24 protein-coding genes and 1 pseudogene are annotated in these 25,152 nt (G+C 42.3%); 21 read left to right on the top strand and 4 right to left on the bottom strand.

Annotation, left to right across the window (positions count from 1 at the left end; translation table 11 throughout):
- The first annotated feature begins 226 nt into the window (after positions 1-226).
- Positions 227-802 (top strand): NADPH-dependent F420 reductase, encoded by a 576-nt coding sequence (locus O3620_RS06945; RefSeq protein ID WP_002912625.1) that lies wholly within the window; start codon positions 227-229, stop codon positions 800-802.
- A gap of 82 nt (positions 803-884) precedes the next feature.
- Here the strand turns inward: O3620_RS06945 and O3620_RS06950 are convergent, their stop codons facing one another.
- A complete protein-coding gene (locus tag O3620_RS06950; protein ID WP_371601573.1) occupies positions 885-1,700 on the bottom strand; it encodes a Cof-type HAD-IIB family hydrolase in 816 nt (271 codons plus the stop codon).
- Between the two features lie 122 nt (positions 1,701-1,822).
- Between O3620_RS06950 and lepA the strand changes: the two genes are divergently transcribed.
- The 19 genes and pseudogenes from lepA to O3620_RS07045 all read left to right on the top strand — a co-directional run bounded on the left by lepA (position 1,823) and on the right by O3620_RS07045 (position 19,128).
- Positions 1,823-3,646 (top strand): translation elongation factor 4, encoded by a 1,824-nt coding sequence (gene lepA / locus O3620_RS06955; RefSeq protein ID WP_032913405.1) that lies wholly within the window; start codon positions 1,823-1,825, stop codon positions 3,644-3,646.
- A gap of 42 nt (positions 3,647-3,688) precedes the next feature.
- Positions 3,689-4,321, top strand: a complete 633-nt coding sequence (locus tag O3620_RS06960; RefSeq protein WP_002912622.1) for a hypothetical protein — start codon at positions 3,689-3,691, stop codon at positions 4,319-4,321.
- 330 nt (positions 4,322-4,651) lie between these two features.
- A complete protein-coding gene (gene pnuC / locus O3620_RS06965) occupies positions 4,652-5,443 on the top strand; it encodes a nicotinamide riboside transporter PnuC (RefSeq protein ID WP_002895303.1) in 792 nt (263 codons plus the stop codon).
- A gap of 104 nt (positions 5,444-5,547) precedes the next feature.
- The gene (locus O3620_RS06970) at positions 5,548-6,192 is read left to right on the top strand and encodes a hypothetical protein (protein WP_002903030.1); all 645 of its coding nucleotides are present in this window, start codon (positions 5,548-5,550) and stop codon (positions 6,190-6,192) included.
- A 167-nt stretch (positions 6,193-6,359) separates the two neighbouring features.
- Positions 6,360-6,854, top strand: a complete 495-nt coding sequence (locus O3620_RS06975) for a YkgJ family cysteine cluster protein (protein WP_002903029.1) — start codon at positions 6,360-6,362, stop codon at positions 6,852-6,854.
- 88 nt (positions 6,855-6,942) lie between these two features.
- On the top strand, positions 6,943-7,776 hold the full coding sequence (locus O3620_RS06980; protein ID WP_002903028.1) for an AraC family transcriptional regulator: 834 nt from the start codon (positions 6,943-6,945) through the stop codon (positions 7,774-7,776).
- Between the two features lie 60 nt (positions 7,777-7,836).
- Positions 7,837-8,763, top strand: coding sequence for a hypothetical protein (locus O3620_RS06985; RefSeq protein WP_002918885.1), 927 nt, complete (start codon positions 7,837-7,839; stop codon positions 8,761-8,763).
- 192 nt (positions 8,764-8,955) lie between these two features.
- Complete coding sequence (locus tag O3620_RS06990) at positions 8,956-9,645, top strand: YjjG family noncanonical pyrimidine nucleotidase (protein ID WP_032913092.1); 690 nt, start codon at positions 8,956-8,958, stop codon at positions 9,643-9,645.
- Positions 9,646-9,656: 11 nt separating this feature from the next.
- Positions 9,657-10,484: a hypothetical protein gene (locus tag O3620_RS06995; RefSeq protein WP_002918887.1), complete on the top strand. Its 828-nt coding sequence runs from the start codon at positions 9,657-9,659 to the stop codon at positions 10,482-10,484.
- 128 nt (positions 10,485-10,612) lie between these two features.
- The gene (rpsP, locus tag O3620_RS07000) at positions 10,613-10,885 is read left to right on the top strand and encodes a 30S ribosomal protein S16 (RefSeq protein WP_002895310.1); all 273 of its coding nucleotides are present in this window, start codon (positions 10,613-10,615) and stop codon (positions 10,883-10,885) included.
- 19 nt (positions 10,886-10,904) lie between these two features.
- Positions 10,905-11,144 (top strand): RNA-binding protein KphA, encoded by a 240-nt coding sequence (gene kphA / locus O3620_RS07005; protein ID WP_002895313.1) that lies wholly within the window; start codon positions 10,905-10,907, stop codon positions 11,142-11,144.
- Between the two features lie 175 nt (positions 11,145-11,319).
- Positions 11,320-11,871, top strand: coding sequence for a putative immunity protein (locus tag O3620_RS07010; protein WP_002918888.1), 552 nt, complete (start codon positions 11,320-11,322; stop codon positions 11,869-11,871).
- Complete coding sequence (locus O3620_RS07015) at positions 11,868-13,217, top strand: TrkH family potassium uptake protein (RefSeq protein ID WP_371601574.1); 1,350 nt, start codon at positions 11,868-11,870, stop codon at positions 13,215-13,217. The genes O3620_RS07010 and O3620_RS07015 overlap by 4 nt, the downstream gene beginning before the upstream one ends.
- Before the next feature lie 10 nt (positions 13,218-13,227).
- Positions 13,228-13,893, top strand: a complete 666-nt coding sequence (locus O3620_RS07020; protein ID WP_011837040.1) for a TrkA family potassium uptake protein — start codon at positions 13,228-13,230, stop codon at positions 13,891-13,893.
- 165 nt (positions 13,894-14,058) lie between these two features.
- Positions 14,059-14,613: a GNAT family N-acetyltransferase gene (locus O3620_RS07025; RefSeq protein ID WP_002918892.1), complete on the top strand. Its 555-nt coding sequence runs from the start codon at positions 14,059-14,061 to the stop codon at positions 14,611-14,613.
- A gap of 75 nt (positions 14,614-14,688) precedes the next feature.
- A pseudogene (locus O3620_RS07030) lies at positions 14,689-15,051 on the top strand (TIGR02328 family protein).
- A 94-nt stretch (positions 15,052-15,145) separates the two neighbouring features.
- Positions 15,146-15,664 carry a ribosome maturation factor RimM gene (gene rimM, locus O3620_RS07035; protein WP_011837039.1) on the top strand — a complete coding sequence of 173 codons (519 nt, stop codon included), beginning with the start codon at positions 15,146-15,148 and terminating at the stop codon, positions 15,662-15,664.
- Positions 15,654-16,376: a tRNA (guanosine(37)-N1)-methyltransferase TrmD gene (gene trmD / locus O3620_RS07040; protein WP_002918894.1), complete on the top strand. Its 723-nt coding sequence runs from the start codon at positions 15,654-15,656 to the stop codon at positions 16,374-16,376. Before rimM ends, trmD begins: the two co-directional genes overlap by 11 nt.
- A 190-nt stretch (positions 16,377-16,566) precedes the next feature.
- Positions 16,567-19,128, top strand: a complete 2,562-nt coding sequence (locus O3620_RS07045) for a CAP domain-containing protein (RefSeq protein WP_371601575.1) — start codon at positions 16,567-16,569, stop codon at positions 19,126-19,128.
- A gap of 163 nt (positions 19,129-19,291) precedes the next feature.
- Here the strand turns inward: O3620_RS07045 and O3620_RS07050 are convergent, their stop codons facing one another.
- The 3 genes from O3620_RS07050 to O3620_RS07060 all read right to left on the bottom strand — a co-directional run bounded on the left by O3620_RS07050 (position 19,292) and on the right by O3620_RS07060 (position 22,824).
- Positions 19,292-20,128 (bottom strand): sugar ABC transporter permease, encoded by an 837-nt coding sequence (locus O3620_RS07050; RefSeq protein WP_002897450.1) that lies wholly within the window; start codon positions 20,126-20,128, stop codon positions 19,292-19,294.
- A complete protein-coding gene (locus tag O3620_RS07055) occupies positions 20,128-21,486 on the bottom strand; it encodes a carbohydrate ABC transporter permease (RefSeq protein WP_002904606.1) in 1,359 nt (452 codons plus the stop codon). The genes O3620_RS07050 and O3620_RS07055 overlap by 1 nt, the downstream gene beginning before the upstream one ends.
- A gap of 81 nt (positions 21,487-21,567) precedes the next feature.
- Entirely contained in the window at positions 21,568-22,824 is a 1,257-nt protein-coding gene (locus O3620_RS07060; protein ID WP_002915028.1) for an extracellular solute-binding protein, read from the bottom strand.
- 364 nt (positions 22,825-23,188) lie between these two features.
- Between O3620_RS07060 and uvrC the strand changes: the two genes are divergently transcribed.
- Complete coding sequence (uvrC, locus tag O3620_RS07065; protein WP_371601576.1) at positions 23,189-25,018, top strand: excinuclease ABC subunit UvrC; 1,830 nt, start codon at positions 23,189-23,191, stop codon at positions 25,016-25,018.
- Positions 25,019-25,152 lie beyond the last annotated feature (134 nt).

Raw genomic sequence — 25,152 nt, forward strand, 5'->3', positions numbered from 1 at the left:
GCTAAACTCTAAACTATGTTTGCTCCCTAAACATAGTTAGTCTAGATATTATGACTAGCTTTTTTGTATGTTATTTTGGAAAAAATACTAGTGATTTTAGGAACTCGAAATTTTTTAAAATTTCCCGAGTTGTAATTATTGACATTACAATTCTATGTGTTGTAATTTTAGATGCAACAAATAAAATTACAACAAAAAAATTGTAACTTAAAAGGAGGAACATATTATGGCAAACATTACAATTTTTGGACAAGGAAATATGGGACAAGCAATCGCAAGTGTATTCACTTCAGGTGGACATGAAGTTGATTTTGTAGGGAAAGAAGGTCTTACAAAACGTGCGGGTGATATTGTTGTATTGGCTGTTCCATACGCCGCAATTGCAAGCATTCTTGAAGCTAATAAAGCATCGCTCGCTGGAAAAATCTTAGTAGATATTTCTAACCCTGTAAACTTTGAGAATATGGATGAATTGCTTACACCGGCTGGGAGTTCAGCAGCAGAAGAAATTGCTAAGTTAATTCCTGAAGCTCGTGTGGTCAAAGCTTTTAACACAAATTTTGCGGCGACAATTGCTTCGAAACAAGTCGCTGGTAAAGAAAAAACAATTGTTCAATTGGCATCGGCTGACCAAGAAGCTAAGAAGATTCTTGTTGGATATATCCAAGAAGGTGGTTTAGATACGATTGATGCGGGCGAGCTCAAACGTGCCCGTGAATTAGAGGCAATGGGGTTCTTGCAAATAACACTTGCTGTACGTGAGAAAATCAACTGGACAGCTGGTTTTGCTGTTATTAAATAAAGAAAAAATTAGCCTCAAAGCAGGCTAATTCTTAGACTGAAAACAAAATCCTCAGAAGTTTTACTTCTGGGGATTTATACTTTTACGGATTCAAAATAAATTTCTCAATAGCAGTAGCAACCCCATTTTCTTCACAGCTGTCTGTGACGGCATCGGCTAGGCTTTTGACATGGTCTGAAGCATTTCCCATGGCAACACCGAGGCCAGCATATTCCAGCATTTCGATGTCGTTGTTGGCATCACCGATTGCCATGATTTCCTGAGGATTGACGTCCAATTGTTTAGCCAATCGCTCTAGGGCAAAGGCTTTTGTCACACCGGACGGCATGGCCTCGTAAATGACTGGCTGGGAGCGAACACCGCTGAAACTCTGGCAGATTTCTTGGCCAAAGTCGGCTTCAAAAGCATCTACTTGCTCTTGGCTGCCTAAAAACATAGCTTGAAACATTCTGTGTTTACCGCTGCAAGCCTCTTCCAGACTAATCTCGGTTGGAGTGGTGAATACTAGGCTAGCATCATTCACGACATAGGAACTGGCTTTTTCTCCGACGACGAAATAATGCTCCTCATCAAAGAGAGTCAGCTGGACAGGGCTATTTTCAGACAGGCTGTAGAGATAGCGAATATCCTGACCGCTAAGCTCTTGCCAGTCCACCAAACTCCAGTCGCTGGTCTGATGTGTAGCGCAGCCATTGTCCACGATGACATATTCGTTTTCTTGTGCAAGACCCAGCTTGTCATAATAGGGCTTGACGCCGACTAAGGGACGGCCTGTGCAGAGAACCAATTTTACTCCTTTTTCAATAGCTCGGTGCAGAGCTTCGATGTGAGCCTGGGGAATTTCTTTTTTGCTGTTGAGCAAGGTGCCGTCCATATCAAGTGCAAGAATTTTAATCATAAAGTGTCTCCAAAATTATTCTCTGACTAGTATAGCATAATTTATAGAGAAAGTCCGAGTCTATAGGAAAAATCACTGGTCTTGTGTTATAATAAATAGAATACCCTAAAAGGATGAGACAAATGAATTTAGAAGATTTGAAAAAACGTCAGGAGAAGATCCGCAATTTCTCCATCATTGCCCACATTGACCACGGAAAATCAACCTTGGCCGACCGGATTTTGGAGGCGACGGAGACGGTTTCCAGCCGGGAAATGCAGGCCCAACTCTTGGACAGCATGGACTTGGAGCGGGAGCGCGGTATCACCATTAAGCTCAATGCCATCGAGCTCAATTATACTGCCAAGGACGGCGAAACCTATATCTTCCACCTCATTGACACGCCGGGACACGTGGACTTTACCTATGAAGTATCTCGGTCATTAGCGGCCTGTGAAGGGGCTATTTTGGTTGTGGATGCGGCTCAGGGGATTGAAGCTCAGACCTTGGCAAATGTCTATCTAGCGCTGGACAATGACTTGGAAATCCTGCCTGTTATCAATAAAATTGACCTGCCAGCTGCGGATCCAGAGCGGGTACGGGCAGAGATTGAAGACGTGATTGGGTTGGATGCTAGCGAAGCCGTGTTAGCTTCTGCCAAGGCTGGCATCGGAATTGAGGAAATTTTAGAGCAGATTGTGGAAAAAGTTCCAGCTCCGACTGGAAATGTTGAAGCACCACTCAAAGCCTTGATTTTTGACTCAGTCTATGATGCCTATCGTGGGGTAATCCTGCAAGTGCGGGTGATGGACGGCGTGGTCAAGCCGGGGGATACCATTCAGCTCATGAGCAATGGCAAGACCTTTGACGTGACTGAGGTCGGCATCTTTACTCCGAAAGCCATCGGTCGTGCTTTCTTGGCTACTGGGGATGTTGGCTATATCGCGGCTTCTATCAAGACGGTACAGGATACCCGGGTCGGAGATACAGTGACCTTGGCGGACAATCCAGCTGCAGAGCCATTAGCCGGCTACAAGCAGATGAACCCGATGGTTTTTGCTGGTCTCTATCCTATCGAGTCCAATAAATATAACGATTTGCGCGAGGCTCTCGAAAAGCTCCAGCTAAACGATGCCAGTCTGCAGTTTGAGCCAGAAACATCGCAGGCGTTAGGATTTGGTTTCCGTTGTGGCTTCTTGGGCTTGCTGCACATGGATGTTATTCAGGAGCGTTTGGAGCGTGAGTTTAATATTGATTTAATCATGACGGCTCCATCCGTTATTTATAAGGTCAATATGACAGATGGTGCCTCTCTGGATGTGTCCAATCCGAGCGAGTTTCCGGACCCGACCAAGATTGATTCCATTGAGGAACCTTATGTCAAGGCGCAGATTATGGTACCGCAGGAATTTGTCGGAGCGGTGATGGAGTTGGCTCAGCGCAAGCGCGGTGACTTTGTGACCATGGAATATATCGATGATAATCGGGTCAATGTCATCTATCAAATCCCGCTTGCTGAAATCGTCTTTGACTTCTTTGACAAGCTCAAGTCCTCTACTCGTGGCTATGCTAGCTTTGACTACGAAATCTCCGAGTATCGCTCGTCCAAGCTGGTGAAGATGGATATTCTCCTCAATGGCGACAAGGTTGATGCTCTCAGCTTTATCGTTCACAAGGAATTTGCCTATGAGCGTGGTAAGCTGATTGTAGACAAGCTCAAGAAAATCATTCCTCGTCAGCAGTTTGAAGTACCTATTCAGGCCGCTATCGGTCAGAAAATCGTAGCTCGGACAGACATCAAGGCTCTGCGTAAGAATGTCTTAGCCAAGTGTTATGGTGGTGACGTTTCCCGGAAGCGCAAACTCCTAGAAAAACAAAAAGCTGGTAAAAAACGGATGAAAGCTATTGGATCTGTCGAAGTCCCACAAGAAGCCTTCCTCAGTGTCCTGAGTATGGATGAGGAATAAAGCTTTATATCTCTAGGTAATATATCCCAAAAGGAGAAAATCATGAAACGATCATATCTGATTGGAGCAGTTCTGGTATTAACTTCACTTACTCTTGCATCGTGTGCCAATTCTGGACAAAAGACTGGTCAATCTAGTTCTTCAACCAGTTCCAGTGCACAAGTGAAAAAGAAGTCTTCAAATTCTTCTTCTAAAAAAAGCAAGAACAAAACCAATCAAGAAACAAAACGTGTTGGTTCTCCAGAGTTTGGTTATATCGATATCCCAAGTAAATGGATTAAATTTTTTGATGCAGAGGTTGAGGGACTTATCCAATATACCGACGGTTCTGCTTATAATATCGTTACCATGAATGCTGTTTCCAAGGCAGAAGCTGAAGTAGCAGATGGTGAGACTTTCAATGCAGAAACAATTGCTCAGCATGTAGCCTATAATTGGAGTCAAAAAGATAATATTGAGAAGATGTGGGGCTCTAAAAGTACTGTCTCAGGAATAGAAGCCTTTCAAATAAACATCATTCTGAAATCGGGACAACTTGCTAATACATTAGTTTTCCAAAAAGATGACAAAGTCTATATACTATCCTTTGAAGGCGACGAAGAAACTCTTGATGATTTCATTACAAACATGAAAGATACTTGGAGCCTTGATGGCAAGGGAGCAGTCAGCGAATAATAGTTTAAAAAACAAGAGGCCTATTTATTAAGTCTCTTGTTTTTTTCAGTGTAGAAGCTAATTATGTTTCACAAAAAGATAGTGATAAATCAGAAAAAACGTTCGACTACTATCAAATCCAAGCAAAAAGGCTTACAAAAATTTGTAGGCCTTTTCTTGAAATCCGAACGTTAGGAAATCTTTTTTAGATTTTACTTGACATTTTCTGAAATAGGAATATGATAAAATGTGAACACTGTATAAGACAGACCTTATGCGTGTTCGAAAATAATAGAGCGTTGCATCCGTAAGTCAATTTGACACGGCTCTTAAAAAACAAAAGGAGAAAGAATGAATACTTATATCCAAAAGAAAATCGCAAACATGAAGCTGACGCTTTCTGAAATGTCTGGTGGCTATAAACGCATGGTGACTAGTATGAAGAAGCTCGGCTTTTCTGGTACCTTGAAGCTTATTTGGGACGATTTGTTTGCTCATCGCAGTCTAGGTCAATGGGTTTATCTCTTGATTCTAGGGAGTTTTCCGCTCTGGCTGGAGCTGATATATGAACATCGCATCGTGGATTGGACAGGGATGATTTGCAGTCTGACTGGGATTATCTGTGTGATCTTCGTTTCTGAAGGACGTGCTAGCAATTACCTCTTTGGTTTGATCAATTCTGTGATTTACTTGATTTTGGCTTTGCAGAAAGGCTTCTATGGCGAGGTCCTGACGACTCTTTACTTTACCATCATGCAGCCAATTGGACTCTTGGTGTGGATTTACCAAGGCCAGTTCAAAAAAGAAAAGCAAGAGTTTGTTGCTCGTAAGCTAGATGCCAAAGGATGGACAAAATATCTATCGCTCAGTGTGCTTTGGTGGTTGGTCTTTGGCTTGATTTACCAATCTGTGGGGGCTAATCGTCCTTATCGTGATTCAATCACAGATGCGACAAATGGTGTAGGGCAAATCCTGATGACGGCTGTTTATCGTGAACAGTGGATTTTCTGGGCAGCGACCAATATTTTTTCTATTTACCTCTGGTGGGGTGAGAGTCTTCAGATTCAAGGGAAATATTTGATTTATTTAATCAACAGTTTGGTAGGATGGTACCAGTGGAATAAGGCTGCTAAAAAAGCATAGTCCTATAAACGGAAAAGAAATCGGATGTGACAATGTCTCTCTTTCCTTTCGTCCTAAAAATATGGTAAACTAGTATTAGTAAAATTTATTAGATTTAGGAAGGAATGACCATGAAAAAGAAGTACTTACTGCTCTCCCTGATAATCTTAGCCGGTCTGTCTCTGTCTTCCTGTAGCCTCATCAAGAGTTATAGCAGTCGGAAACCATCTGATTCTTCCAGTCGGGTTTCCCTGAGAGATGACAGTGATACAAGCAGTAGCAGCAGTAGAGACAAAAAATCGTCAAAGACTACTGGTACACAGCGGGTTGGCTCTGATGATTATGGCTATATTAGTATTCCTGATAATTGGATTAAGTTTACAGACGTAGATGGTGGCGATAGTGTCCAGTATACGGATGGAAGTGGCTATAACATTGTCACGATGAATGCCTATACAAAAGAAAAAGCCAATATTGGAGAAGGTGAAGAATTCAACGCTGAAACCATTGCCCAGCGGATCGCTTACCACTGGAAGGATAATAAGGAAGTCGATGACTTTTGGGGAGCAAAGAGTACCGTAGCCGGAAATGAAGCCTTTCAGATTAATGTTATTTTAAAATCCACTCAAAATCTAACGGTTTGGGTCTTCAAACAAGGCGATAAGGTCTATATGATGTCCTTTGAAGGCGATGAAGACACTCTGTATGAATTTATCCCCTATATAGAAGATACGTGGAGCGTCAGCAAGGACGGTGGAAAAAGCATTTAGTGACGGTATTTGATGATTGCTCTCTAAGTTCATAAAAAGCAAATCTGGGACTCGTTCTCAGATTTTTTTGTGAGATGGAATATATCATATTCTTTGAGTTTGATAAGATTTAAGAAGGCTCATTTTATGATATAATAAAAAGAATTTGAATACAGAAAGAAAAATATATGACTCAAGAAATCGACCTTGAAAAATACCACCAGCTAGCCCTGCAAAAGCAGAAAGAGCACCGAAAATTTTTAGCCAGTCTCAAGAAAAAGCCCCCAAAAAACCTTGATAAGATTGCCCAGCAAATTCATGATGAGGTCTTTGAGGAGATTGACTGTACAGCCTGCGCCAATTGCTGTAAGACGCTGGGTCCAGACTTTAAGGAAGCCGATATTGTCCGTATTGCCAAGTATTTCAAGATGAAGCTGCCGGCTTTTGAAGAGGAATTTCTACAGGTGGACGAAGACGGTGACAAGGTTTTCAAGACTATGCCTTGCCCTTTTTTAGGTGGAGACAATCTCTGCTCGATCTACGATGTCCGTCCCAAGGCCTGCCGAGAGTTCCCTCACACAGACCGCAAGAAGATTCATCAAATTAATCATCTAACAATCAAAAATACCCTGACTTGCCCAGCGGCTTATCTTTTTGTGGAGAAGCTGCGGGATAGGTTGTAGAATCCCCCTCTAAATCTTGTACAAAAATTCTAGGGCGGAAGTATCTTATATCTGTTAGACTATAGATAGGAGGTAAGAAGAAAAGAATATGATGCATCAATTCAATCGAACCATGGAATATCTGGAAAGTAAGTTGGACGCAGAAGTGGATTTGCAGAAATTTCAGCAGCTATCGGGCTATTCTTATGCTCTCTTTAGCAGGCTCTTTTCTATTCTAGCAGATATGACTTTAGCAGAATACTTGCGCAATCGTAGGCTGTCAGAAGCTGTAACGGACTTGCGGGAAAGCTCTGAGAAAGTCATTGACATAGCACTCAAATACGGCTATGAGTCTTCGGATGCCTTCAGCGCAGCCTTCAAAAAATTCCATGGTGCGACTCCCTCAGAAGTTCGAAATGGAAAACCTTATCGCGTCTTTCCTAGACTTCAATTATCCTTAAAGATTACAGGAGGAAAGAACATGGATATCAAGATTCAAAAGAAACCTGCTTTTACTGTGGCTGGCGTCCTATTAGAAGCTATTGACAATAGCCAGTGCCCGTCTGCATGGGAGCAGCTCTATGCCAATCACAGCTTTGAAAGCCTGGAAAGTCTGGGCAGTGGCCAATCTTTTGGCGTCTGCTCGGATGTCAAAGAAGGCGAAATCATCAACTATATGGTCGCTTATGATGTGGCGGATAAAGCGAAAGCAGAAGAACTAGGTCTGTCAATCAAGGAAATCCCGGAAGCTGAATATGCCATCGTACCAGTCAAAGGAGCAATTCCCGCAAGTATCCACCATGCTTGGAAATATGTCTTGGAAGCCTTTTTCCCAGAAACAGGTTATCGCCACTCAGGAGCACCAGATTTTGAAGTTTACACCGAGGGTGATATGTTCTCCCCAGACTATCAAATGGAACTCTGGATACCAGTGGTGAAATAGAATGGTGATTGCAAGTTATTTTTTAGGTGTCGATTACAGATTACAGAGGAGGATGATGCTATGCAGATGTATTTTGGGGATGTTTCTCTTTGTTATACATATTCACTTGCGATGGTGCTGAATTCGTATGGTTATGATGTTCGCCCTGAGTTTTTGGAAGCCATTATGGTAATGGGAAATGGCGCTAGTATTGTAAAGGAAGATGAAAAACACCCTTTAGTCTTCTTTGATAATGGGATGCCAGATAGTTCTATCAGTCATTCTTTAAACATTCTGGGTTTTACATATGACGAATACTATATAAAGGATTCTAATACAGTGAATCTTCTCTCTATCAGAGAAATGTTAAGTAAGTTCTTGCTCAGCGGGTCTCTTGCTCTTGGTCCTTTGGATATGGGTTATCTGACTTATAATCCCAATCATATCCATTTGTATGGGGTGGACCATTTTGTTTCAGTTTATGATCTAGATGATGAGTTTATCTATTTCCATGATCCAGCAGGCTTTGCTTGTATGAAAATGAGTTTGTCAGAATTTGCGAATGCTTGGGAAGCTAAAAACATTGACTATAAAAGAGGTTCTTTCTCCATGTGGGGAAACTTCAAAAAAATCAAATCTCCAACTTCCAAAGAGATTTATCAGAAAACATCTATGTTGATGAAGCAACGATATGAGCACGGCGAGGAGAATGTGATAGCAAGATATGCTAAGTCGGTAGCGAACAATGGCTTGAATGAAGAACAAAAACATCTTCATCAATACTTTAGTTTCAAATTAGCTTCTATCAGAAATTTATACATGAGCAACTTCTTAAAAGACCACGATACGGTCAGATCTGAACTAAAAGAAAATTTAGCAAAGTTGTTCGGCCAAGCTCATCTATGTTGTATCAAGGAAGATTACCAGAAACTATCAGAAGTCTTGTTTGATATTGCAGCACTAGATAATAAATTTAGAGATTTGTGCCTTCGCTATAAAGTAGAGTAGAAGAAGTGGGAAAAGCGAAGATGCTGTTTGGAAATGCAGCAGAATCAAAACAATAGCCACCAAACTATCAAATGGCACTCTGGATACCTGTGGTGAAATAGATTAGAAATCAGCCGTTCATTTTTGAGCGGCTGGTTTTTTTATGCATTGTGGTATAATGAAGCTACTACAGTTACAGAAAGGACTTCTACCTTGTCATACAAATTCCTACTTTTCGACCTTGACCATACCTTGCTGGATTTTGATACGGCAGAAGACATCGCCTTGACTCATTTTTTGGAGGAGCAGGGCGTGACGGAGATTCAGACCTACAAAGACTATTATATCCCCATGAACAAGGGGCTTTGGCGGGATCTGGAGCAGGGGAAAATCACCAAGCCTGAGCTAGTCAATACTCGCTTTTCTCGTCTTTTCGCTCATTTTGGCATTGAGAAGGATGGCGCCGAGTTAGCCCTTCTCTATCAGCAGCATATTGCTCAGCAAGGGCAAACCTACGCTGGTGCTAGCGAGCTTTTGGACAGTCTGACAGAAGCTGATTATGAGATTTACGGAGCGACCAATGGCATCACGGCTATTCAGAACGGTCGCATGGCCCATTCCGACATTGCGCCCTATTTTAACCATATTTTCATCTCGGAGCAGATGGGGACTCAGAAGCCCGAAGCCTTGTTTTATGAAAAAATAGCAGAGCAGATACCAGATTTTGACCTGTCTCAGACTTTGATGATTGGAGATTCTTTGACTGCAGATATTGCTGGTGCTAATAATGCTGGATTGGACTCTATCTGGTACAATCCCAAGCAGCTAGAAAATAAAAATCTTTTTCAGCCGACCTATACCGCCTATTCTTATGACGACATTATCAGACTCTTGCCTCCATAAGGAGATTGTAAATGAAAAAAATCCTTGCCTTGTTTTCTCTTCTTGCCAGTTTGTTGCTACTGACAGCCTGTTATGCTAAGAAAGAGGAAGTCGACGAAAGCATCCGCACGACGAAGGCTCTCTTTGAAAAAATGCCTTTTCAACCAATCAAAATTACTTCTGATGGGAGTTACCACTATGAGGGAGGTGGTGCTACAGTAGATTTGTATTTCACCGAGGAAGATATCCAAAAGTACGCTATTCTAAAATACCACCCAGATCGAAAGGGCAGTAAAATCGAATTTTATGAGATATTTTACGGAGAGAGAACAGCAGATCAGCTACTGGATTGTTTGGTAGACCAAGAAATAACTAGCTTAATTGATGAGATTAAGGGCGAGACGGAACATGACATGACAGCTGAATACCAGCAAAAATCAGAATTTGACAGAGCTCAATTTCAGACTATAAGCGTGTCGTCCTCTAAAAAGGTTGATGATTCAGACAGCCTAAATAAATATCTTATGCTATATAGTAAGTTTTTAGTCGAATTCAGGAAGAATCCAGAAAATCATGATAAGCTAAAAGAGATTGTCCAAAAAATGGATAAAGCAGGTCTTTTAAAATGGTCTTTCGAATTTCATTCAGACCAAGTACTGGATGAGAAAAATATATCAGAAGACGAGGTAAAAAGCAGGTCCTATAATAGTCGGAGTGGAGGCACAGAGTATTATGCACCTGAGACCATTAATAAGTATATGGATTTAGGCGCTTTTCCTAAAGACGCTTCAGTCAAATTGTATTTTAAAAAATATGAAAATTTGTCTGAACAGATTATTTTAAATAACGAGAAAGACTAATCTAAAAAAATTTTAACTCTGTCAAGAAAAAAACTTGACAGCTGTTTTTAATCTGCTATAATAGAACATGTGCTTAATAGCTCTGCTATTTCACCAAAAGAAAAAAATAAAGAAAAGAGACCTTAATAATGGCAGTAAAAATCCGTTTGACTCGTATGGGTTCTAAGAAAAAACCTTTCTACCGTATCAATGTTGCAGATTCACGTTCACCTCGTGACGGACGTTTTATCGAAACAGTTGGGACTTACAACCCACTTGTAGCTGAAAACCAAGTGACTTTGAAGGAAGACCGTATCCTTGAGTGGTTGGGTAATGGTGCACAACCTTCTGATACTGTACGCAACATCCTTTCAAAAGAAGGCGTATTGAAGAAATTCCACGATTCAAAATACTCTAAATAATAGAAGCGTAGGTTGACATATGGACACGATTGAAAATCTAATTATTGCGATAGTGAAACCTTTGATTTCACAGCCAGATGCCTTAACTATCAAGATTGAGGATACACCTGAATTTTTAGAATATCACCTGGATCTTGATCAGAGTGATGTTGGACGTGTAATCGGTCGTAAAGGTCGTACTATCTCCGCTATAAGGACGATTGTTTACTCTGTCCCAACCGAGTACAAAAAGGTTCGCATCGTCATTGATGAGAAATAAGAAGCAGCGGGGCTATGTGTCCCGCTTTTTCTATGGCCCTTAATGAAACAAGCCTTTAGGCGTAGTTGAATTTAGGGGCATTGATGCAGTTCGAGCTTCGCGAGAACTAGTACTTCATTTAAGATAAAAACGAAATGCAGGGGCGAGTTTAGAGAAATTCGAAACTGGAGGACATATGAAGTCAGAAGATTATGCTTGGAACACTCATGAGCGCAAGTGTTATGAGAATGATCAAGTGATTTTACCGAGCCCTTATAAGCTAAAAATTCTGGATGATAGTGAGAAGAGATTGGAATTGGAGCTTGTTTTGGAGGAACTTCCTCAGGGGCAACTGGCTCGATGGGCTATGAAAATGGCGTCAAGCTTTATAGCTCTGATTGATGCGGAAGATGAGTCTGAAAAGCAGAAGATTTTGACTCAGGTAAGAGAGGTTTTTCAGGCTCGACTTGATGGGAGGGCATCTGCCTATGAACTAAGGCAGGCTGGTTTCTTGGCTAACAAACTGTCGCAGCAAGCCCAATCACAAGTCAGCAAGTATGCCGCGCGTGTCTTTGCTCAAGCGGTTGCAACAGCCCACATGCGAGGTCATGCTATTGTCGCAGCGGATTATGCCATCAAAGTCAGAAACTTGCAGAGTCCAGATGATTTGCAGCGGGCTGTCAAGGAAAGAGAAGGGCAGATAGAGTTAGCCTCTGCTTTTATTAGATCAGGAAAGGAAACTTTATGAAGCATTTATTTTCACGCTTGTCACCAGCGCAAAAGATTATCTTGTCTTTTCTTCTGGTGATATTCTGTGGCTCCTTGCTACTCAGTCTGCCTTGGGTGCAGACGGCAAGTTCCCAAGCGAGCTATCTGGATCATCTTTTTACAGCTGTCTCGATGGTCTGTGTGACAGGGCTTTTTACTCAATCGGTTGTGGATACATACAATGTCTGGGGACAGCTCCTTTGTATGTTGCTGATTCAGATTGGTGGTTTGGGAATCCTGACTTTTATCGGATTTTTCACCATGGAAAGTCGGAAAAAGCTCAGCCTCAAGGATCGCCGTATTCTGCGGGATAGTTTTAGTTATGGTCACAATCGTACCTTAGGTCAATTTGTCCGTTCGATTTTTATCACGACTTTTGCTATCGAAGGACTGGGTGCGCTCCTTCTCATGATTCGCTTCATTCCCAAGTTTGGTATGAGAAAAGGGATTTTTAATTCTATCTTTTTAGCCGTTTCTGCATTTTGTAATGCGGGCTTTGATAATTTTGGTAATGATAGCCTACTGGGCTTTCAGACAGATGTTTTGGTTAATATCACCTTGGCTCTCCTCATCATCACTGGGGGACTGGGCTTTATGGTCTGGTTTGACTTGGCGACTAAATTGGGAGGAAAACAGAAGGAGCTTCACTTTCATACCAAGGTAGTCTTGCTGCTGACTGCTGGTCTCCTCGTTTTTGGGACGGTAACGAGTCTCTGGACGGAGTATAATAATCCTGGAACGATTGGCAATCTTTCCTTTGGCGATAAGCTACTGGTCAGCTTTTTCCAGACAGTCAGCATGAGGACGGCTGGCTTTGCTTCCATAGATTATACGGCTGCTCGTCCAGTAACCCTGTTTATCTATCTGCTCCAGATGTTTCTGGGAGGGGCTCCGGGTGGTACAGCGGGCGGTCTGAAAATTACGACCTTCCTAGTTCTTTTGCTTTTTGCTCGAAAGGAAATCCTGGGCTTGCCTCATACCAATATGGGGCGGAGAACACTGGCTCCTCAGCTAGTGCAGAAGGCTTTTGGTGTGACAGTGATTTTTCAGCTGACATTTCTACTTGGTCTTTTGGCTCTTGGGCTAGTGACTGATAGCAGTCATCGCTTTATTTACCTGATATTTGAGACTGTGTCAGCACTGGCTACAGTTGGTGTCACGGCCAATATCACTACCAGCCTCAATACAGCTGGTATGATTGTGATTATGCTGCTGATGTTTATTGGACGGGTAGGGCCGCTGACTCTTATGGTCAGTCTTAACCATTATCAACCGAAGAAGGCGACTACCTTGCACTACAGCAAGGCGGACATTATGATTGGATAGGAGAAAAGAAATGGCAAATCAAACAGTTGGAATCCTTGGCTTGGGGATTTTTGGACAGAGTATCATTGAGGCCTTGATTTCTCAGGATGTAGAAATCATTGCAATTGATAATCACGAAGAGACAATCAATCAGTATGAAGACATGATTGCCGTCGGTGTGATCGGGGACATTACTGATATGGAGCTTTTGGAGGCCGCAGATGTCGGTTCCTGTGATACGGTCGTCGTGGCGACGGGAGAAAGTCTGGAATCCAGCGTCCTAGCGGTCATGCACTGCAAGGCATTGGGCGTAAAAAATGTCATTGCCAAGGTCAAGGATGAAGTGACCCAGCAGGTGTTGGAAAAGGTGGGAGCTGATTTGGTTATCCTGCCTGAAGTGGAGGCTGGTATTTCATTGGCTAAGACCATTCTCTTTAACCATTCGATTGAGGTCTTCCAGCTGGATGACGATGTAGTGGTGGCTGAGTTTGAGCTGCCTGCTAGCTGGGTCGGGAAAACGGTCCGTGAAGTAGATGCTCGTAGGTTGTATCATCTTAATATTATCGGCTATCGTCTGACAAAAAATCAGCCTTTGGAAAGCCAGTTTACTCCAGACTTTGTCTGGCTAGCAGGAGTCAGCATTATGGCTGTGACTGATAACCAGCATTTGGACGATTTACGTGAAATAGTGAAGTAGTAGCTAGGATAGGTCCTCTTCGCTGGAAAGTCCTATTGGCACTTTCTAGTAATTCGGCACCTTACTATCATTTCAGAAAAATAAATACATAAGAGCTCTTTCAGGGCTCTTTTTTGAAACCAGTTGTAAAATTTGTTATACTATCACTAGAAAAGGAGTGATTTTATGAGCTTAACCAGCCAGATCATTACAGCAGATTTTCCGGATTTGGATAAGGTAGAAGCCTTGAATAATGAAGCTTTCCCAGAAGAGGAAAGGATACCGCTCAGTGAATTTTTACGATATGAGGAACAGGAAGATGCTAATTTTTTCGCCTTTTATCATGAAAAGGAATTTGTTGGTTTTGCCTTTGCTATCTCCAACTCGCAAGCCTTTTATGTTAGTTTCTTTGCGATTATGCCTCACCTGCGCAGCCATGGCTATGGTGGTGAAATCATCGAAAAGCTGGTCAATTTTTATCAGCGAACCATGATTTTAGAAATCGAGCGTCTGGATGAGCCATGTGACAATCTTGCGCAGCGTCAGGCTCGCTGGGATTTCTATCACAGCAAAGGCTTCCGCTCAGCTAATGCCTTTCTGGAATATGAGGATCTTAGCTTTGAAATCCTTTATCGAGGGAATTCTTTTGACGAAGAAGCCTACCGAGACATTTTCCGCCGAATTCAGGAGGAGAATTATTTCGACTTTGAAATCAAACATAGACGTTTCAGCGATTATTAAAAGGAAATTCTCTGGAGCTCAATTGCGATTTTGAGCAATAAAAGATTGCTTTGTTTTTACTAAACGGAGGATAAAATGAGACTCTGGCATCAAGCACTGATTCCCAAGCTTCCCCGTCCGCAACTACTTGGTCAGCATCGGGAATGCTACGCTCTTCGTGGCAATGGCTGGGGCAAGAAACATGCGACCGTTGACTATGTTTTTACGCACTCTCCTTACTTGCTTTATCGCTACCATGAGCTGATTATGGAGGAGATGAGCAAGTGAGGTTATCGTGTGTCTCCAGAATGGCTGGAGCGGGACTATCGTGGCAAGACTTGTCCAGCTTATGTGCATCTGGAAGAAATGGCTGTGGCGAGCCCTATTTACTCCGAGCATGACGCAGCTTACTATGAGGAATGCCTGCAAAATCTCAAAGAAAAAGGCATTGACTTATAAGCTTTTCCGCTGTCTGAGCCAGCTGCCTATCTTGAGAAAAAGCCAGCAAAATGATACAATAAAACGAATAGTAAAAAGATTAACTGGAGTAAAAATGAATTATTTTAATGTTGGTAAAATCGTCAATACCCAAGGTTTGCAAGGGGAGATGCGGGTTTTGTCGGTGACAGATTTTGCGGAAGAGCGTTTTAAAAAAGGCAATAAACTGGCCCTTTTCGATAAGAAAGACCAGTTTGTTATGGATGTGGAGATTGCCAGCCACCGCAAGGCCAAGAACTTTGATATTATCAAGTTCAAGGGCATGTACCATATCAATGACATCGAGAAATTTCGTGACTTTAGTCTGAAAGTAGCCGAAGAAGACTTGGCTGATTTGGAAGATGGCGAATTTTACTACCATGAGATTATCGGCCTTGAAGTCTATGAAAATGATGTTCTGCTAGGTACGATTAAGGAGATTCTCCAGCCAGGAGCCAATGATGTCTGGGTGGTCAAGCGTAAAGGTAAGCGTGATTTGCTGCTGCCTTACATTCCGCCAGTGGTGCTGGGAATCAACATCGAGCAAGGTCGGGTTGATGTAGAGATACCGGAAGGATTGGACGATGAAAATTGATATTTTGACTCTCTTCCCGGAGATGTTTGCGCCCTTGGAACACTCTATCGTAGGAAAAGCGCGAGAAAAAGGCCTCTTGGAAATCAATTATCATAACTTCCGAGAAAATGCAGAGAAGTCTCGCCATGTGGACGATGAGCCATACGGCGGAGGCCAGGGTATGCTGCTACGGGCCCAGCCTATTTTTGATGCCTATGATGACATTGAGAAGAAGCAGCCTCGTGTGATTTTGCTGGATCCTGCTGGTCGGACTTTTGACCAAGCCTATGCTGAGGAGTTGGCTAAGGAAGAGGAACTCATTTTCATTTGTGGCCATTATGAAGGCTATGATGAGCGGATCAAGACTTTAGTGACAGACGAAATCTCGCTTGGGGACTATATTCTTACTGGGGGAGAATTGGCGGCTATGACCATGATTGATGCTACCGTTCGCCTGATTCCAGAGGTTATTGGAAAGGAAGCCAGTCATACAGATGACAGTTTTTCGTCTGGACTCTTGGAATACCCTCAGTACACTCGGCCCTATGACTATCGGGGTATGGTCGTTCCGGAAGTCCTCATGAGTGGCCATCATGAAAATATCCGTAAGTGGCGTCTCTATGAAAGTCTGAAAAAGACCTATCTAAGACGTCCTGACTTGCTGGAACGCTATCAAATAACGGCCGAAGAAGAAGCAATGTTAGAAGAAATTCGACAAGCTCAATCTGACTGACAAGCAAGGTTAACTCTTAGAAAGTATCTAGGAGTTTTTGCTTTATTTGATACAGAAATGCTCATTTTTGTTGGAAAAACCAGCTTATTTTTCTAATAAAACATTTTTGTAACTAAAATGTAATAAAAAAACTATTAAAACTATACGTTTGCTACTAGTTAATACTAGCGTTTTGTGATAGTATATTACTATGCGGGCTGCTATACCCAGGGTAATTATAGTATGTGAGATTATAAAAAGGAGATTGATTATGGAAAAGAAAATAGGCAAGTCTGTTGTAGCGACTGGTATCGCAGCTACAACTATTATTTCTGGTGGACTGACCCATCAAGTGTACGCGGATGAGTTGGTTGAATCAACTGTAACAGCTCCACAAGCGACTGAAGTAACTGGAAAACCGGTGACAGCAGCAGATGTAGCTGTTGCCCAAGAAAATGCTGAAGCTGCTAAAGCTAAACTCGATGAGCAAAGATCGATAGTAGATACTGCTAAAACAGAAGCTGAAGATGCAAAAACTAGCGTGAAAATGGCTGAAGCCGCTGTTGAGAATGCTAAAGAAATACAGGCAGAAGCAACAGAAGAAAATGTTGCTAAAGCGGAGACAGAAGTAAAAACAGCAGAGCAAGAGGTTAGCACGAAAGGCGTTGCTGTTCGAGAAGCAGCGGCTAAAGCTGCCAAGGCTGACCAAGCTGTTAAAGATCAAGCAAATACTATTAAAGCGAGTCAATCTCTGGTAGATGTTGCAGAGACTGAATTGAAACAAGCTAAAACACCACTTAACTCAGAAGAGCAAGCTGTAGCAACTGCTAAGAGTCAGCAAAGTCAAGCACAGACTGCTTTAGACAATGCAAAGTCTGAACTGACAAAGGCAGAGCAAGCAGCATCTTCTGCTCCACAGGTGCAGGCTGATATTCAGAATAGAATCAATCAGGCAAAGGCATCTTTGAGCCAAACCAATCAAGCTATCAGCTCGCTTGAAGGACAGATTCCGGCTGCCGAGAAAGCAGCAGCAACAGCTCCTGTTGACCTTCGCAATACGACTTATTCTCAATTTTTAGAAAATGTTCGTAACAATGCGGCTAATCAAGAAATTCGTGATGCTGCCAATAATGCTCTTGCAGTTTATCAACGTGGACAAAATGAGTTTGGTATCTCAGTTAATTCTGACCCAACCAGTCCAGCTAATTTAGAAAATAACCTGCAAGCTTTAGAGTTGGTTAAGGCGATTAATGCTTACCGTCGTAATGCTGGCTTACAAGAGTTGTTGGTTGATCCGTATGCGAATGTGGCGAGCCAGATTCAGACTATCTACTTTGAGCGCAATAACTGGCATATGGGCAAGCTGATTGGTAACGAAAATGTAGCGATTAGTTTTGACCCGCAAGGAGCTGTTAATTTCTGGCATAGTGAAAAAGCACGCTACCAAGAGATTGCAGCACAATATGGACTGCCTACAGATGAAACTCAGATTGATGCTAATGCTATCTATATGAGAGTTGGAGCGGGTGTATTTGCTCAGATTGGTCACTATGTTCAGATGATGGACAATAAAGCCAATGCTATCTCAGCGGCTTATGATAAGCATCCAAACCAATGGGGCACTCCTCATGGTACATCCGAAGTTGGTTTCCATCATATTAGCAACTTTGACCAACGTGTTAATAATGGTACTTTGCTGACTGTTGCGGCTATGGATCAGTTGTTACGTGCTGGTGGCGGTCGTTCTGCAGGTTCTAACGCAAATGTTACAGCGCTTAAGAATCAGTTAGCTGAACTTAAGGCTCAAAAAGTTGGTCAGGAATCAGCTATCAATATCCTCAATGCTCAATTAGCTGATGCTCAAAAGGTAGCGGCAGCTCAAATTGCAGCAGTTGAAGCAGCTCGTCAGAAGGTAGCAACTGCTGAAAATAATCTGGCATTGACCAAGCAAAATGTTGCCCTTAAGCAGGAAGCTCTCGACAGAGCGACAGCTAAGATTGCAGCAAACCTAGCACCTTATCAGACTAACTTGAGCAATGCTCAGGCAGTTTTAGCAGCAGCTAAGGATAAGTTGGCAGAACTTCAGTCAGCTCAAGAAGCTGCGAAAGCTAGTTTGACAACTGCTCAAGAGGACTTGCTGTCTGCTCAAAAAACATTAGCTGCAGCTAAAAAGAAAGTTATTGACCTTCAAAATGCTCCTCAGTTACTTGCAGAAGCAGAGCGGGAGTTGGCAGAAGCGCAGCTTGATTTTGAAGCTAAACAAGCAATCTTAAATCAAGAGACTGCAACTTTAGCTGTCCTTGAGGAATCCTACAACAGTCTTCAAGCGAATTATGAAACTCTCTTGAATATCTTGAATCAAGCAGCTCTCCTGTATGGAAATGCTCTGAATAGTAACTATCGCTCAGGTGAAGATAAACAGACTCTAACTGCTGTAAAAGGCGGAGCTGCTGGTCCAGGTGCAGAGGATGAATCTAAGAAAGATTCAGATGCTAAGACTGCAGAAGTTCATGCGAACACTCGTGAAGTCAAAGGAGCCACTACGGGTGCCGTTCAAGCGGCAGGTGGTGGTGCGTTTACTGATTTTGTTGTAAATCCTGCAGCTCAACTTGCTAGCGTGGCTACGACAGCTGATAAGGCTCCAACAGTTCCTGCTATTCTGCCAAATACTGGCTCAGAAGCAGAACGCCTTGCAATTTTTGGTATGGCACTTGGTGCAGCTGCCTTTTTGGGAACGAACAAGCGCCGTCGCAGAGACGAAGATTATAATTAATGAAATAAAAAATGAGATTGGAACGATTTCCAGACTCATTTTTTTGTCCAAGTTAATAAGCAATCTCATATAAAAGGGATGAGGAGTTAAGTTCCACATTTTCTAAGAAAGATAAAAACTTCCGATATTAATTGTCGGAAGTTTTTGATATACATAATAGATTCTATTTGACTGCTCCACCTGTTACACCTTCTACGTAGTATTTCTGCATGAAGATGAAGAGAAGAGTGATTGGAATTGCGATGATAATTGCTCCAGATGTGAAAGGCAAGAACCATTTATTGATGGCGTCCTTATTAAGCATTTGGAAAAGTCCCAAAGCCACTGTATATTTTTCCTTGACATCGCCTAGAATCACAGAGGCAAAGATGAAGTCAACCCAAGGTCCCATGAAAGCCATAAGCGCTGTATAGACGATAATCGGTTTTGAAAGCGGCAATGTAATAGTCCGGAAGATTTGGAAGCGAGTTGCTCCGTCAATCATAGCGGATTCGTCCAAGGAATATGGGATTGTATCAAAGAAACCTTTGGCTATATAGAAGCCTAAAGCTGCTCCAGCTGAATAAACCAGAATCAGTGAAGTCAGGGTTTGTGTCAAATTGAGTGCTTTCAAGATGTAGTAAACCGCAATCATAGACATGAAACCTGGGAACATGTTAAGAACCAGAGCCAGCTTGAGGAAACGATTTTTATGCTTGAATTTGATACGGCTGAGTGAGTAAGCCATACCCACAGTAATCAAAGTAGACAGGATACAGGTTGCTGTTGCAACAATCAGGGTATTCATAAACCACTGAACAAAAGGATATGTGTTGTTATTAAACAGTCTGATATAGTTGTCAAGAGTATAGGTCTTAGGGAAGAAGTAAGGGACCGCATTAGAGCCTTCACCACGGAAGCTGGTCAGAAAAATCCAGATAATCGGCGTTAGCCAGATGAGTGCTAAAACAGCCAGTAAGACATAAATCCCTAATAAACTGAGTTTTTTTCTATTTTTCATTATTTAGCAGTTCCTTCCTTGAATGATGCGGATCTAGTATAGGCTAAGAGACTGAAGGCTGCAGAGATTGCAAAGATCAGGATACCGATAACAGATGCCAGATTGTAGTCCTTGGCAGAAACGGTCAGTTTATAGAGCCAGGTAACCAAAAGATCAGTTGAGCCTGCCTGATAGTAGGAAGAGTTAGTAGGTCCACCGCCTGTCAGGAAGTAGATAACGTTGAAGTTATTGATGTTTCCTATAAACTGCTGAATGAGTGATGGCGCCATAATCAAGAGAATTTGAGGGAAAGTAATGCTCTTGAAGATTTGAAGCTTGCTAGCTCCATCAATCTCAGCAGCTTCGATTTGCTCGCTAGGTAGGTTCATGATAATCCCAGTCGCTACCAGCATGGTAAATGGAATACCAATCCACATATTGACAAGGATGATTGAGAACTTAGCCCAAACAGGGTCACTCAAGAATGGAATTGGATGCTGAATGAGATGGAGGCTTTGCAATAATCCGTTCAAAGGTCCATTGTCATTCAGGAAATTACGCATTAAGAGCAGGGATACGAATTGTGGAACTGCGATAGTAATAACGAAGAGTGTGCGCCAAACTTTCTTGTACTTGAGGCCTTTGGTATTGAGCAAGAGAGCTAAAACAATACCGAAGAAGAATGTAGTAGCTGTCGCAGCAACCGCCCAAATCAAGGTCCAGCCTAAAAGTGGGAAGAAGGTGCTAGCCATGCGACCTGAGAAAACATCACCAAAGCTAGAGAAGCCAACCCAGTCAAAAAGTGACTTAGGAGCTGGATGCTTATGGTCAAAGTTAGTAAAGGCCAAGCAGATCATATAGATCAGAGGCAGGATGGTAAAGAGCAGTACTCCAATGAGAGGAATGCTCATTAGACCCATGTGGAAGCGGCCGTCAGCAAGCGTCTTAAAGTCCTCAACGAAGTTAGGAATCTTCTGACCGGACTGCTTGAGTGCCATCAAGTGACGAGCACTTTTCAGGTTACACCAGTAGATGTAGGCGAAGACTGCACAGAAGATAAGAGAAGCAAGTCCAAAAATCAGCATCAGCATAGAGTTGTCACCCGCTACTTGAACGGTGATTTCCAAACCGTTAACTTTTTTGATAGCCTCTCCCTGCTCTTGAGTCCCCAATGTAATCATGCCACCAATAGCTGGTATGATTTGGACTGCAAAAGCAATCAGGAAAGCAATTTCTGAGAAGAGGAAGAGCAGCCCCTTGATAAATTGTTTGTTTACAAGGTTGCTCAGTCCCATTACCAGAAAAGAGAGTTTGACATCCCAAGTTCCCTCTTTAAAGACCTGAACCATGGATGCATTGTCATAAGATGACTGAGTCATAGTATTCTCCTTATATTTACAAAGAAAGAAGTGAGGAGGCTGCCCTCCTCACTTCAATGCTTATTTTTATTCGTTTGAGGATTATTTAGCTGCTGCTAAATCTTTATCAAACTGTTGTAATTTTGCGAGGTATTGATCTTCACCAAATTTACCGTTGTAAGCATCGCTGAGGATTGCAGCACTTTCAGTCCAGAAGACAGACATTTGGCTAAGTTTAGGCATAACTGTTGTGTAGGTATCAGAAGATCCCATTGTGATAACAGCTTGTGCCAAGGCATCTTTCTTAACATCTTCAGACTCTTGCACTTCTTTGTTAGCAGGGATGATGTGACGTCCTTCAAACTTGAATTGGTTTTCTTGGCTTTCTTTGCTAGTAAGCACTTGAGCCAGTTTGTAGCTTGCTGCGATACGGTCAGTGTCGCCGTTTGAAGGTGTTTGGTTAACTGCGTAAAGTTTTACACCGAGGAAGGCTTTTTGTTGAACGTCTTGTCCACCGATGTTAACAGTTGGGTAAACAGAGATACCAAGGTTGTCTTTGCCGACAGCTTTTTCAGCAGCTGCGTAGTCCCATGGACCTGATTGGAAAGCGTCAACTGAACCATCTTCAAATTTAGCAAGAAGGTTAGAAGCATCTACGTTCACAAAACCGCTGTTATTCTTTTGAGCTGCGATGAACTTCAGAACGTTGACACCGGCTTCGTTACCCCAGTTTGTTCCGTCTACTTGCTCACCATCTTTACCAAAGAGAGTGTCGCCAACAGAAAGGAAGAGTGGAGCAGTGATGTATCCATTAGCCTCTTTCAAGTTTCCACCAAATTTAGCTTTAGAAGTGATGGTTTCATAAGACTTAACATCATCAGCGGAAAGTTTTGACTTGTTATAGTAGGTTACTTGTGATTCGATACCGTATGGGAAAGCATAAGTTTTGCCTTTGTATTGAGCACCAATTGCTGCTTGTTCAGTATCGTTTTTCTTGACTTCTTCTGCCATTTTAGAAGGAACTTCTTGAATAGCTCCAGCTTCAACTAATTTACCAAGTTGGTCGTGTGGCAGAGAGAAAACATCAGCAGCAGTACTAGCATCTTTTGTCAGATTTTCCTGAGCGTTTGGATCTTCCATTTCGACTACGTCAACCTTGTAGCCTGATTCTTTCTCGAACTTGCTAACTGTATCAGAGTAAGAATCTTTAGAACCAGTTGGTACCCAAAGTTTCAAGGTCTTGCTATCGGCTTTAGAAGAAGAGTTCTCCTTGCTACTGTTCGAGCTACAAGCTGCTAACAGCGTTCCTGCAGCCAGCAAGCTGACACTGCCCAATACTACTTTTTTCCATGTTTTCATTCCTATTTCCTCCCGGAATTTTTATTTACAATCCTATTATGCAACCGTTTGCAATTTTTGTCAAGTCTTTTTTTGAAATTTTTTTAAAAATATATTAATTTTTCTAAAATTTTTCTATTTTATTTCTGTTTATTTAATCAAAGCCTATTAAAATGGCTGTGCAATCGATTGCTTGATTTTTGCTTAGAAAATGCTTTGTTATAAAGAAAATCATGTTTCTTTTGAGATTGATTTTTGATACTTGCAAGAAGATATAAAGACAAGTTAAAGTTCAGTATTACCTATGAAAAGAATCAAACTTATGATTTTCTAATAATCTAGTGTCTACCTGTTGAATGCTTCCCTTTTCTGCTATAATAGACCTATGAACAAGCTAATCCAATCAAAGCTGGAACTGTTGCCGACCAGTCCCGGCTGTTACATTCACAAAGACAAAAACGATACCATTATTTATGTTGGCAAAGCCAAGAATCTGCGCAACCGGGTTCGTTCTTATTTCCGTGGTAGTCATGATACCAAGACGGAGGCTCTTGTTTCTGAGATTGAGGATTTTGAGTTTATTGTCACCGAGTCTAACATTGAGGCTTTGCTTCTGGAAATCAATCTAATCAAGGAAAACCAGCCCAAGTACAATATCATGCTCAAGGACGATAAGTCCTATCCATTTATCAAGATTACTAACGAAACCTATCCACGCCTAATCATCACGCGCCAAGTCAAAAAGGACTGTGGACTTTATTTTGGTCCTTATCCGGATGTCGGTGCGGCCAATGAAATTAAGCGTCTTTTGGATCGACTCTTTCCTTTCCGCAAGTGTACAAATCCGCCTGAAAAGGTCTGCTTTTACTACCATCTGGGGCAGTGCAAGGCTCACACTATTTGCCAAGTAGACAGCCAGTATTTCAAAGAGCTGGCTCAGGAGGTAGCTGCCTTTCTCAAGGGACAGGATGACCAGATTATTGAGGATTTACGGGGGAAAATGGCTGGCGCAGCGCAAGCTATGGAGTTTGAAAAAGCGGCAGAGTACCGCGACTTGATTCAGTCCATTGGCACCCTGCGAACCAAGCAGCGGGTCATGGCCAAGGATTTGCAGAATCGGGATGTCTTTGGTTACTATGTAGATAAGGGCTGGATGTGCGTACAGGTCTTCTTTGTCCGCCAGGGCAAGTTAATCGAGCGCGATGTCAATCTTTTTCCTTATTACAATGATCCTGACGAAGATTTTTTGACCTATATTGGCCAGTTCTATCAGGAAAAATCCCACCTCAAGCCCAATGAAATTTTGATTCCGGCAGATATTGACGAAGAAGCTGTACGGGCCATGGTGGATACCAAGGTGCTAAAGCCCCAGCGAGGCGAGAAGAAGCAGTTGGTCAATCTGGCTATCAAAAACGCCCGAGTCAGTCTCCAGCAGAAATTTGACCTTTTGGAGAAATCTATTGAAAAGACCCAAGGTGCAATCGAAAATTTAGGTCAGCTTCTTAACATTCCGACACCTGTTCGTATTGAGTCTTTTGATAACTCCAACATCATGGGGACCAGTCCTGTATCAGCTATGGTGGTCTTTGTCAATGGCAAGCCCAGCAAGAAAGACTATCGCAAGTATAAGATTAAGACTGTGATAGGACCTGATGACTACGCAAGTATGCGTGAGGTCATCAAGCGGCGCTATAGTCGAGTGATTCGGGATGGACTGACTCCGCCCGATCTGATTGTCATTGACGGTGGACAGGGGCAGGTCAATGTCGCTAAAGAAGTTATTCAGGACCAGTTGGGATTGGATATTCCCATCGCTGGACTGCAAAAAAATGACAAGCACCAGACCCATGAATTGCTCTTTGGTGACCCTCTGCAAGTTGTAGAATTATCCCGGAATTCGCAGGAATTTTTCCTGCTTCAGCGTATCCAAGATGAAGTCCACCGCTTCGCCATTACCTTCCACCGCCAGCTCCGGTCTAAGAATTCCTTCTCATCGCAGCTAGATGGCATTGAAGGCTTGGGACCAAAACGCAAGCAAAATCTTATGAAACACTTCAAATCTCTAACCAAGATTAAAGAAGCCAGTGTTGACCAAATCGTCGAAGTCGGCGTACCACGAGCAGTGGCAGAAGCAGTGTGGGCTAAATTAAATCTAGTAGATCAGCAGAAAACTTCCTTGCCTGAAGTAGCAGAGCCACAGGTGGATTTAGAATAGACAAATCTCATATAAGGACAGTGTTTGCAGAATTTTTTTAATAATTAGGAAAAAATTAACAGAAATGGATGGTCTATTATAATGCCTATAATGTTTGACAATAAAATAATTTTGTATTATAATATGTCTATTCT

Source organism: Streptococcus sp. 27098_8_134, from assembly GCF_041431675.1.
Taxonomy (GTDB): domain Bacteria; phylum Bacillota; class Bacilli; order Lactobacillales; family Streptococcaceae; genus Streptococcus; species Streptococcus sanguinis_R.